Genomic DNA, 12,686 nt, shown 5'->3' on the forward strand with positions numbered 1-12,686 from the left:
TCGATCGGTAGACAGATCGCGGCGTTTTGCCCGCCATGCCGGCTTGCCTCCTTCCGTCACAGCGCCGCCACGGCCCCCATCTCATTGCCATTGCGCCCTGCGTCTCGCTGTGCGTGTGAGGAAGTGAGAGCGAACGCGAACTGCTGCTACTGACTGCCTGCGTCCTCCTGCGCAGAATCCGCGCCACCACACCGGCAGGCCTCGCCTGCGCTTTCGGGGTGGGTACCGATCCCGATCGTCAGCGCGTCCCGCACGGCCTAGGCCTGGGGCGCCGGTTCGTGGGTCCGGCTTGGATGCTTGGGGAGAGAGAGGCACATGGATCATCTGATGCGCGGCAGCCGTGCGGCTGCACTGCGGGCGTGGGCGCGTGCCGCCTGCGAATACCACCGGACCACGGCGTCGTCGGGGCGACGCTTGCGGTTGCTGATGGCCGTCCTGCTGTCGGCCGCGCCTGCGCTGGCCGCGGCCGCGGACCTGCAGATCACCAACCTGTCCGACACCGGCTACGATCCGACGCCGGCCGGGGGCAACGTGGTCTACAGCGTCACCGTCGAGAACAGTGCCGCCGATACGGTCAACAACGCGGTGGTGATCTTCGATCTGCCCACCGGTGCCCAGGCGGGCTCGCCGTTGCCATCCTCCTGCAGCGTGGCCGCCGGCAACGCGCAGCGCATCGAATGCCGGGTCGGCACACTGGTCGGTACCTTCTCTTCCAACGGCGCGCCGGTGACCTTCCAGTTACCGGTGAGCACGGTCGGCCTGGCCCCAGGCACGATCGAGATCCGCGGTGCGATCGGCGTGGAAACCGGCCTGCCCGCGGCGAGCACGCCGATCGCGTCGCTGGCCGATGCCGATCCGTTCTTCGCTGGCGACAGCAACGCGGCCAACAATCGCCGCCTGGAAGCGACCACGCTGGAATCGGCGGGCGACCTGAGCGTGGAGAAGACCGCGACGCCGAACCCGGTCGTCGCCGGCGCCGAGGTCACCTATACCGTCACCGTGCGCAACGCCGGGCCCAGCGCTTCGGCCGGCTTCACCGTGGTCGACACGTTGCCGGCCGCGGTGCAGTACGTGGCCAACAGCTTCAATGGCAGCGGCTGGACCTTCAACAGCGGCAGCATGACCGCCACCCACGCCGGCGCGCTGGCCAACGGCGGCAGCAGCAGCTTCACCTTCCGCGCCCGGGTCACCGCGGCCAGCGGCAACATCGTCAACACCGCACGCGTGCAGGCCGGCTCCACGCCGGATCCGCTGCCCGACAACAACACCGGCAGCGTGACCACCACGGTCACCGCCGGCGCCGACCTGGCGCTGAGCAAGAGCGTCAATCCCTCGCCGGCGATCTCCGGCCAGCCGGTCACCTTCAACATCCAGGTGCGCAACCAGGGCCCGAGCGCTGCGGTCAATCCGCGCTTCGTGGACAACCTGCCCACCGGCTTCCTGGCCTCCGGCGGCACCGTGCCGGCCGGCTGGACCTGCACCAACAGCAACGGCAACGCCACCCGCACCTGCGCATTGAACGGCAGCCTGGCGGTCGGCGCCGTGGCCGATTTCACCATCGAGAGCACGGTGCCGGCGTCCGGCACCAACAGCAGCGGCGACGTCACCAACAGCGCCACCGCCAGCTCCGATACGCCGGACGCGAACAGCACCGACAACACCGGCAGCACCACCTTCACCGTGCTCGCCGACGGTGCCGACCTGTCGTTGCAGAAGACCAAGACCCCGGCGCTGGTGCCGGTGTGGAGCGGCGTCGGCAGCGATCTGGACAGCCGCATGACCAGCAGCATCGTCGTGCGCAACATGGGCCCGCGCCCGGCCACCGGCCAGGTGCAGACGGTGGATACGCTGGCGACCGGCGAAGAACTGTTGCAGCCGGACGGCAGCGTGGCGCAGCCGGGCGTGGCGTTCGCCAGCGGCGCGTGGACCTGCAGCGTGGACCAGGCCTACAGCGGCTCCAGCGTGCAGCACGTGACCTGCGACCTCGGCGCCGGTTCGCTGCCGTTGGCAGTGGGCGCGCAGGCGCCGACGCTGCAGTTGCTGACGCGTGCGCGCAGTTCCTCGGCCAACCTGCTCAACAACGCCTGTACCGGCGGCTCCGGCGGCTCGATCGAGCCGCTGACCGGCAACGGCATCGACCGCGATCCGGAAACCGGCAACGACTGCTCGGGCGCGGGCACCCGTACCACCGACGAGCGCGCCGACCTGTCCATCGCCAAGCAGACCAATGGTGCCGGCGCTGCCGACAACGTGCTGGCGGCCAACCAGGACACGCTCAGCTACACCCTGACCGTGACCAACAACGGCCCGGACAGCACCACCGGCGTGGTGGTCAACGACACCGTGCCCGGCTTCGTCAACGGCCGCACCCAGATCAGCGTGACCGCCGCCCCGGTCGGCTGGAACTGCGCCATCAACGGCGCCTCGGTGGTCTGCCGCTCCGGCACCAACGCACTGGCCAACGGCGCCAGCGCGCAGATCGTCATCCAGGTCAAGCGCGCGCTGTTCGACAGCTTCAACCAGCCCGCCGGCACCTGCGGCGGCACCGCCATCAGCGGCGCGTTCTGCAACACCGCCGGCGTCGGCATCGATGCGGCCGTGGCCGGTTCGGTGGGCGAGCTCAACGGCAACAACAACCAGGCCTCGGACTGGATCCGCATCGCGCGCGTGGCCAACGTCGCCACCACCGCCAAGACCATTTCCTCGGGCACGCCCGGCCGCGCCGGCGTCAACACCACCTATGTGATGTCCTACATCAACCGCGGCCCGTCGACGGTGCCCGGGGTGATCTTCCGCGACGTGTTCACCCTGCCGGCCAACGATTCGGGCTTCGTGCTGGTGTCCGCGCAGCGCACCGGCGCCGGCACCAAGGCCTGTACCGCCACCGCTGGCGCCGGGGTGACGGTCACCGTCGATGCCGGCGGCACCTCCTATGCCAACCCGACCGGTTCGCCGGCGCAGGTCACCGTGCAGTGCCCGGCGCTGCCCTCGCTCACCAATGAGCAGACCGAAACCCTGCAGGTGGTGATCCGGCCCAACGTCAACAGCGGCAACACCGGCCGTCAGTTCGACAACATCGCCGACTTCGTGGTGGACATCGATGGCGACGGCAACGGCGATGCCACCGCGGGCACCGACGGCGACGGCAACACCTACGACTTCAACACCGACACCAGCGACGACAGCAAGAGCGCGCAGCTGCCGTTCGAGGCCGGCCAGGTCGACCTGATCACCAACAAGGTGGACACCGGCTTCACCGGCGGCGTGGACCCGCTCGGCTTCGACGCGACCAATGCCGCGGCGAACCTGATCACCTACCGCATCACCATCCGCAACAACGGCCCGTCGGTCGCCACCGACGTGCGCCTGGCCGACACCTTCACTCCGCCGTCCGGCCGCACCGTCACCTTCATCGGCGCCTCGGCCACGCCCACCGGCACCTTCGATCCGGCCGCCTGTTCGGTGACCTCCGGCAGCAACCCGACCGTGGGCGCGGTGCAGGTGCTGAACTGCCTGATGCCTGGCATCGGCTTCAGCACCAACGTCGCCGGCGTGGTCGCCTCCGGCCAGACCAGCACGCTGTACCTGCGCTACCGCTACGACACCCCGCCCGGCGCGGCCGGCGACACGGTCAGCAACCTGGCCCAGGCCACGTCTGCCGAAACCGACAGCAACACCGCCAACAACGGCGCCAGCCAGGAAACCACGATCCGCGCCTCCGCCGACGTGGGCGTGAGCAAGCACGTGGTCACCACCGCGCCCGATGCCGATCCGGATGCGGCGCTGCCGGCCAATGCCACCTCGGTGGGCCTGCGCCAGCCGTTCTTCTACGTCATCGACGGCGTCAACAACGGTCCCGGCGCGAGCCTGTCGCGCGACCGCAGCGGCAGCAGTCCGCTCAACGGCACCGGCACCGTGGTCAGCGACACGCTGCCCGCCGGGCTGGTGGTCGTCGGCCAGGTGACCTGGCAGAAGAAGGGCCCGATCCCGGGCGGCGGTGGCGGCGAAGTGCCCAACGGCACCGGCAGCTGCACCCAGGCCTCGGCCACGCTGACCTGCAACCTCGGCGACGTCACCGTCAGCGGCAAGCTGCGCATCGTGGTGCCGGTGCGCTGGGATACCTATCCGGGCGCGTCGGCGATCAACAACACCGCCACCATCACCACCGAGCAGGTCGATCGCGTCCCGCCGAACAACACGTCCACCGTGCCGATCCTGGTCACCCGGGCGTCGCTGGCCGGTACCGTGTTCGAGGACCGCGACCGCGCGGGCGGCAACGGCGGCGTGCACCAGAACGGCGAACCCGGCATCGCCGGCGTGACCATCGTGCTGAGCGGCACCGATGCCTACGGCAATGCGGTCAACCGCAGCACCACCACCGCGTCCGACGGCAGCTACAGCTTCGACAACCTGTCGGCGGCCGGCGCCAGCGGCTACACGCTGACCCAGACCCAGCCCACCGGCTATCGCAATGGCCCGGTGGATCCGCCGGCCGCCGGCGCCAGCGCGCCGTCGCTGGGCGGCACCTATGCCGCCGGCAGTCCCAACTCCAGCTACACCACGATTCCGGTCGGCGCGACCGACGCGGCGGTGCGCTACGACTTCCCGGAAGTGCGTCGTCCCAGCCTGTCCGGCCGGGTCTACGTGGACCTGAACTTCAACAACGTGCGCGACGGCGGCGATCCGGCGATCGCCGGTGCCACCGTGGAACTGCTCGACGCCACCACCGGCGCGGTACTGGCCACCACCAGCACCGACGGCAACGGCGCCTATCGCTTCGACGACCTGGATCCGACGCTCACCTACAGCGTGCGCGAGCCGCTGCCGAGCGGCCAGTACAGCAACCGTCCCAGCGCGATCAATCCCGGCCAGATCGGCGGCGCGGCGTGCGCGGCGGCCACCTGCGTGCCCGGCACCGCGGTAGCCGCGCCCGGCGGCCCGGATGCGGCCAGCACCGACCGCATCTCGCAGATCCAGCTGGGCGCAGGCCTGGACGGCACCGAGTTCAACTTCGGCGAGAACCCCAGCGGCAGCGCGATCCAGGGACGGGTGTGGCGCGACGATGACAACGACGGCGTGATCGACCCGGCCGAGACCGGCCTGGCCGACGTGGAGCTGGTGCTGACCGGCACCGACCAGAACGGCCAGGCGGTGAACCTCACCACCAAGACCGATGCGACCGGCAACTACAGCTTCATCGGCCTGCTGCCGGGCACCTACACGGTGACCGAGCCGACCCAGCCGACCGGCACCCTCAACGGCAAGACCGTGCCCGGCGACAAGGGCGGCACCGCCACCGGCGTGACCACCACGCCGTCGGCGATCGCCACCATCGTGCTCGGCGCCAACCAGCAGGGCCAGCACTACGACTTCGGCGAAGTGGCGGCGGCCTCGCTGTCCGGCCGCGTGTACTACGACAACGACGACAACGGCGTGGTCGGCAGCGACGAGTCGGGCATCGCCAACGTGCGCGTGGTGCTGACCGGCACCGACGATCTCGGCGCCGCGGTGCAGCTGAGCGTGCAGACCGACGCGCAGGGCCACTACCGCTTCGAGAACCTGCGTCCGGGCACCTACACGGTGACCGAACCCGATCAGCCGGCCGATACCCGCAACGGTGTCACCACGGCCGGTACCGTCGGCGGCGCCACGCGCGGCGTGGCGACCCCGCGCGAGACCGTGCCGTCGGCGATTTCCGCGGTGGTCCTGGCCCCGGGCGCGCAGTCGATCGACAACAACTTCGGCGAGATCGCCAACACCCCGGACCTGGTCGTCAGCAAGCTCGCCGACCCGGTCAAGTTCACCGTCAACAACACCGCCAGCTACACGATCAGCGTGCGCAACATCGGCCCGCGTCCGACCGCCGGCGTGTACCAGGTGCAGGACCGCCTGCCGCCGGGCGTGACCCTGGCGGCGCTGCCCACCGGCAACGGCTGGACCTGCACCGGCGCGGTCGGCGGCGACCGCTTCAGCTGCGATGCCAGCGCCACGATCGCGCCTGCGCAGACCGCCAGCGACCGCATCAAGGTGCAGGTCGCGGTCGGTGCCGCGGCGGCGACCGGCACTCCGGTCAACAACGCGGTGCTGGTGCAGGGCGGCGGCGAAGATGCCACGCACAGCCCGACGCCGGCCGAACGCGGCGCGTTCGAGGGCGACGTGACCCAGCTGCCGGTGTGCGATCCGGCGATCACCCAGAACGCCTGCCGCGTGCCGACCCAGGTGCAGTTGGCGGCCTCGGTGTCGGGCACGGTGTGGTTCGACGTCGGCAACGACGACACCCTGCTCGACGGCGGCGATCGCCGCCTGCAGAACTGGATCGTCGAACTGGTCGATCCGACCAGCGGCCAAGTGGTCAAGACCACGCTCAGCGCCGCCGACGGCAGCTACCGCTTCGGCGACGTGATCCCCGGGCAGAAGTGGCACATCCGCTTCCGCGATCCGAGCTCCGGGATCATCTGGGCGTTCCCGGTCAGCGGCGAGACCGCTTCCGGCGCCGCCGCCCCGTGCGCGGCCGACGCGGCGATCAGCAACGGCAGCAACAGCTCGTGCCGGGTCAGCGACGGCGGCATCAGCCAGCTGGAAGTGGTGCTCAAGGCCGGCGAGAACCTGCCGCAGCAGAGCCTGCCGGTGGATCCGTCGGGCGTGGTCTACGACGCGGTCACCCGCGACCCGGTGCCCGGTGCGATCGTCACCCTGGCCCCGGTCGGCGTCTGCGCCGGCTACGACCCGGCCACCAGCCTGCTCAACACCGCGGCCGGCGGCTACCGCATCGACGGCAACGCGGTGTCGATGACCGTTGGCAACGACGGCTACTACCAGTTCCTGTTCGGCCCGGCGGCGCCGGCGCGCTGCGAGTTCGCGCTGACAGTGACCCCACCGGGTGGCTACGTCTTCGTTTCCACGTTGATCCCGGCCGAAGGCAGTTCGCTGTCGCCGCCCGGCGCGGTGGGCAGCAACTACCAGGTGCAGCCCAACGCGCTGGCGCCGACCGGTCCGGTCGGCACCGCGACCCAGTACTACCTGCAGCTGTTCGCCGGGTCGGCCACCGCCGGCATCGTGCACAACCACATCCCGCTGGACACCGCGGTGGCCACCGGTTTGGCCATCACCAAGACCGGCGACCGCCAGACCGCCGAAGTGGGCGATACCGTGCAATACACCATCACCATCCGCCAGACCGCCGGCAGCCCGCTGCAGACGGTGAACGTGGTCGATCGCCTGCCGCGCGGTTTCACCTACATCGACGGCACCGCGCGCGCCAACGGCGTGGCCGTGGCCGCGCCGCTGGGCAAGCCGGGTCCGACCCTGGGCTTCGCCACCGGTCCGATCCAGGTCGGCCAGCAGATCGCGCTGACCTACCGGGTGCGTATCGGCGTCGGCGCGCAGCAGGGCGACGGCATCAACCGCGCACAGGCGCACGGCTGCTCGATCGCCGGCGGCTGTATCGATCCGGTCTCGCTGCAACCGCGTTCCGGCTCGTTGCCGTCCAACCAGGCGCAGTACCGCGTGCGTGTCAGCGGCGGCGTGTTCACCGAGGAGGGCTGCGTGCTCGGCAAGGTGTTCGTGGATTGCAACGTCAACCACGTGCAGGACCGCGAAGAGCTCGGCATTCCCGGCGTGCGTTTGTACTTCGAGGACGGCACCTGGGTGATCAGCGATTCGGAAGGCAAGTACAGCTACTGCGGCCTGCCGCCGCAGAGCCACACGCTGAAGGTTGATGCCAGCACGCTGCCGGTCGGCTCGCGCCTGACCACCAGCAGCAACCGCAACCTCGGCGATGCCGACAGCCTGTTCATCGATCTCAAGAACGGCGAGCTGCATCGCGCCGACTTCGTCGAGGGCAGCTGTTCCAACCCGGTGATCGAGCAGGTCAAGGCGCGCCGTACGCAAGGCGAGGTGCGCGCGCCGGAAACCGAAACCGGCCACGCGCCGCTGCGCTTCAGCAGCAAGCCGCTGCGCGCGCCGCAGCAGGGCACCGATAGCCCGGCGCAAGCGCCGATCGTCAAGCCACGCGGCACCCCACCGCCCGATGTCACCGTTCCTGCGGAGGTGCAACCATGAGCCGGCCCGTCACGACGCGCCGCCTGCCGCGGCTGACCCTGCTCGCCTGCGCCCTGGCCGCGCTGCCGGCGCTGGCCCAGCAGACCGTCGGCAGCAGCCGCTTCACGCCGGTGCTGGGCGAGGCCGGCACGCTGTACCCGCGCACGCCGAGCAGCGCCGATGCCGCCGCGCAGACGCTGGCGCCGCGCGGCACGCTCGACGCGCATGCCGCGCAGGGCATGGACCAGGTGCAGGTGGAGGTCGACCGCGATGGTGCGCCGGCCGACGGCCAGACCCCGGTGCACGTGACCGTGCGCCTGCTCGACGACGCCGGCAAGCCGTTGCAGGGCGAAACCTTCGCCACCGTCGAACACACCGGCGGCCGCATCCTGCTGCCGGGCTCGCGCACCGACGAATTGGGGCCGGGCGCGGCCGATGCCGACAAGGTCACCCCGGGCGTGCAGCTGCCGGTGCGCGACGGCGTGGCCGAGTTCGACCTGCTCGCGCCGGACCAGCCGCAGGACGTGGTGCTGCGGGTCACCGCCGGCGGCCACAGCGCCGAAGGCACGATCGGGTTCGTGCCGGAAATGCGCGAGATGATCGCCACCGGCCTGATCGAGGGCGTGGTCAACTTCGGCCGCCGCGACAACAGCGGGCTGATCGCCCCTGTCGACCACGACGACGTGTTCGAACGCGACATCCGCCGCTGGGAAAAGCAGTTCAACAACGGCAAGGCCAACGCCGCCGCGCGCACCGCGTTCTTCGTCAAGGGCCGGATCAAGGGCGAATACCTGCTCACCGCCGCCTACGACTCGGACAAGGAGGTGCGCGGCCGCCTGCTGCGCGACATCCAGCCGGAAGAGTTCTACCCGGTGTACGGCGACTCCTCGCTGCGCGGCTTCGACGCGCGTTCGGCCGAGCGCCTGTACGTGCGCGTGGACAACCGCCGCAGCTATCTGCTGTACGGCGATTTCCAGACCGGCGACACGCTGGCCACCGCGACCGGCATCGGCGCGCGCAGCAGCATGCCGCAGCGCAGCCTCGGCACCTACAATCGCACCGCGACCGGCCTGGGCTGGCACTACGAGAACGCACGCGTGCGCTCCAACGTATTCGCCATCCAGGACTCGCTGCGCCAGGTGATCGAAGAATTCGCCAGCCAGGGCAGCGGCCCGTACGCACTGCGCAACAACGCGGTGCTGGAAGGCAGCGAGCGGGTGGAAGTGGTCGTGCGCGACCGCAACCAGCCCTCGCGGATCGTCTCGGTGCAGCCGCTGGCGCGGTTGGTGGACTACAGCTTCGAGCCGTTCTCGGGGCGCATCCTGCTCAACCAGTTCCTGGCCACGTTCGACAGCGACCTCAATCCGGTGTCGCTGCGCATCACCTACGAACTCGACCAGGGCACCGAGCGCTTCTGGGTCTATGGCGCCGACGGCCAGCTGCGGCTGACCGATGCGCTGGAAGTCGGAGGCGCGGTGGTGGACGACCGCAATCCGTTCGCCGAATTCCGCATGGGCAGCGTCAACGCCGGCTACCGTTTCGGCCCGAATACCGCGATGGCGGTGGAGTTCGCGCGCACCCAGAGCGAGATCAACACCAACTCGATCAACCAGGTCGCCACCCCGGGCCTGCAGGATCTCAGCGGCCGCGTCGAAGGCGATGCGTGGCGCGTGGAGTTCGGCCACGACGGCGAAAAGCTCGACGCCAACCTGTTCGCCGCGCGCACCGATCCGGCATTCAACAATCCGGCCTCGCCGCTGTTCGGCGGGCGCGGCGAGTACAACGCCAAGGTCGACTATCACCTGACCGAGCGCGTGGAGCTGTATGCCGAAGGCCTGCGCAGCGAGGACCGCAATCCGGACGGCGGCAAGCGCGATGCCGGCGGTGCCGGCGTGCGCGTCGGCGCCACCGAGAAGCTCACCCTGGACTTCGGCCTGCGTTCGATCCGCGAGACTGTCGGCGCGTACTCGCCGTGGTCCTCGGGACTGGGCTACGGCAACACCGGCGGCCTGACCGGCGGCTTCGCCACCGGCTCCGGCGGCGGCGCGCTCGGCTACGGCCAGCAGCCGCTGGATCCGCTGACCGGCCTGCCGGTAATCGGCTCCAGCAGCGCCGTCACCGGCACCGCCAGCGACCTGCCGATCGGCACCCGCCTGGAATCGGACAGCGCCCGCATCGGCGCCGGCTACCGCGTCGGCGCGAAACTGTCGCTGGGCGCCGAGTACGAGCAGAGCGTGTCCGGCGAAGACCGCAACCGCATCGCCGCCGGCGTCGATTACCAGGTGCTGGAACGCAGCCGCCTGTACGGCCGCTACGAGAAGCAGACCGGCCTGACCAGCGCCTACGGCATCACCACCACCGACCGCGAGGCCGATGCGCTGGTGTTCGGTATCGACAGCAGCTACGTGCGCGACACCCAGGCGTTCTCCGAGTACCGCATGCGCGATGCGATCAGCGGCCGCGACGTGCAGGCCGCCTCCGGTATCCGCAACACCTGGGACGTGCGCGAGGGCGTGCGCCTGAGCAGCTCGGCCGAACACGTCAAGGTGTACGACGGCAACACCGGCGATGCCACCGGCCTGGCGCTGGCGCTGGACTACGGCGTCAACCCGCTGTGGCGCGGCTCGGTGCGGGTGGAATACCGCATCAGCGGCGACGTCGCCCAGACCGCGACCGACGAGGCCTTCGACACCACGCTGGTGCAGTTCATGCTGGCGCGCAAGCTCAGCCGCGACTGGACCCTGCTCGGCCGCAACTACCTGCTGCAGACCGACTACGCCGCGCGCGGCGACGTGCTGCAGAACCGCTTCCAGCTGGGCGTGGCCTACCGCGATACCGACACCAACCGGATCAACGCGCTGGCCCGCTACGAGTACAAGCTGGAGCGCGACGAGAGCGGGTTGACCCTGCTCGACGGGCAGGTGGTGGACGGCAGCAGCCAGGACATCAGCAGCCGTGCGCACATCGTCTCGACCCATGCCGACTGGCATCCGTCGCGGCCGTGGTGGCTGACCGCGCATGTGGCCGGCAAGTGGCAGCAGGACCGTTTCGCCTATGCCGACGGCGGCCGCGTGGACAGCCGCTTCCATGCGGTGCTGGTGTCCGGGCGGGTGGTCTACGACATCACCGAGAACTGGGACATCGGCGTGCTCGGCTCCACCTTCCGTGGCCAGAGCGGTTCCAACCAATACGCCTACGGCATGGAAGTGGGCCGGCTGCTGCGCCAGAACCTGTGGCTGTCGGCCGGCTACAACTGGTCCGGCTACACCGCCGACCGCGACCTGTCCGGTTACGAGTACACCCAGCAGGGCGTGTTCCTGCGCCTGCGCTTCAAATTCGACGAAGACCTGTTCCGCCGGGATCCGGTCCGTTACCGCGACCCGGCGCGCTGAGGAATCCATGATGACCACGACCCACTCCCGCTTCGTCCTGTCCCGCACCGTCGCCGCCGCGCTGCTGCTCGGCGCCTGTGCCGCCGGCAACGCGCAGACCCAGTTGCTGCCGCAGCAGCAACGCATCAGCGACGAGGCCATCGCCGCCGACCTGCACGGCTACCAATCCGTGCAGGACCGCATCCAGGCGCTCAACGATGGCGGCCGTCCAGTACGCGACTACGTCCTGTCCAAGGCGCAATGCTGGCTCGACGTGTCCTTCCACGAATACACCCGCAACGACCGCAGCGCGTTCCCGCAAGGCGCGCTCAGCGAGTCGGAGAAACTGGTGCAGCTGATGGAGCAGGGCGCCACGACGATCCCGACCGAGACGCCGTTGGTCAACGACGCCAAGTACCTGCGCGACGACCTGTGGCGGCGCCTGCGCGCGCTGCACGGCACTGCCGGTTTCAGCTGCGCGCAGCAGGCGGCGGCCTGCGGCGAGGTCGAGCTGGTGCACGCCGGCAACGAGTTCAACCAGCAGCAATGGCGCCATTCCAAGCCGTACATCCAGATCGCCGAAGACCTGGTCAACGATGCCGAGGCGCTGGCACGGCAGTGCGGCGGGCCGGAGCGGCCGGACACGCCAGCGGCGGCGCCGATCCCGCTGGTGGCCAACGTGCTGTTCGAGTTCGACCGCGACGGCTACAAGGACATCCGCACCCATTCGCTGGAAAGCCTGGATCGCGCGCTGGCACGCATCGCCGAAGAGAAGCTGACCTTGCAGAAGGTGGAACTGGTCGGCCATGCCGACCGCATGGACGGCCGCGGCCACGACTACAACCAGGGCCTGTCCGAGCGTCGCGCGCGCACCGTGCGCGAGCTGCTGATCGGTCGCGGCGTTCCCGCCGACCGCATCCGCTACGAGTACCGCGGCGACAGCCAGCAGGTACAGCAGTGCGCCGGCGTGACCCCGCGTGCGGCCTTGCTGGAGTGCCTGCTGCCGAACCGCCGCGTCGAAGTGCGGCTGGTGGTCGGCCGCGGCGACTGACGGCGTGTAGAGCCCCTCTCCCACCGGGAGAGGGGTTGGGGAGAGGGTACGGCGCGAAGCGTCTCGCGGAGTTTGGGGGCGCGAGGCTGCGCCCGTACCCTCATCCGCCCCTGCGGGGCACCTTCCCCCGGTGGGAGAAGGGGAGCAGCCGTACCCCTCTCCCGCAAGCAGAGGGGTTGGGGAGAGGGTACGGCGCGAAGCGTCTCGCGGAGTTTGGGGGGCGC

3 protein-coding genes are annotated in these 12,686 nt (G+C 70.2%); all 3 read left to right on the forward strand.

Translation table 11 applies throughout. The features are described 5' to 3' along the window. The first annotated feature begins 426 nt into the window (after positions 1–426). Genes HEP73_RS03400 through HEP73_RS03410 form a run of 3 tightly spaced genes read left to right on the forward strand, consistent with a single transcriptional unit; the run spans position 427 to position 12,462 of the window. Entirely contained in the window at positions 427–8,061 is a 7,635-nt protein-coding gene (locus tag HEP73_RS03400) for an SdrD B-like domain-containing protein (protein ID WP_185822126.1), read from the forward strand. Then, a complete protein-coding gene (locus HEP73_RS03405) occupies positions 8,058–11,432 on the forward strand; it encodes an Ig-like domain-containing protein (protein WP_185822127.1) in 3,375 nt (1,124 codons plus the stop codon). The genes HEP73_RS03400 and HEP73_RS03405 overlap by 4 nt, the downstream gene beginning before the upstream one ends. 10 nt (positions 11,433–11,442) lie before the next feature. Further along, positions 11,443–12,462: an OmpA family protein gene (locus tag HEP73_RS03410; RefSeq protein ID WP_185822128.1), complete on the forward strand. Its 1,020-nt coding sequence runs from the start codon at positions 11,443–11,445 to the stop codon at positions 12,460–12,462. The last annotated feature ends 224 nt before the right edge of the window (positions 12,463–12,686 follow it).

Source organism: Xanthomonas sp. GW, assembly GCF_014236815.1.
In the GTDB taxonomy this organism is placed as follows: domain Bacteria; phylum Pseudomonadota; class Gammaproteobacteria; order Xanthomonadales; family Xanthomonadaceae; genus Xanthomonas_A.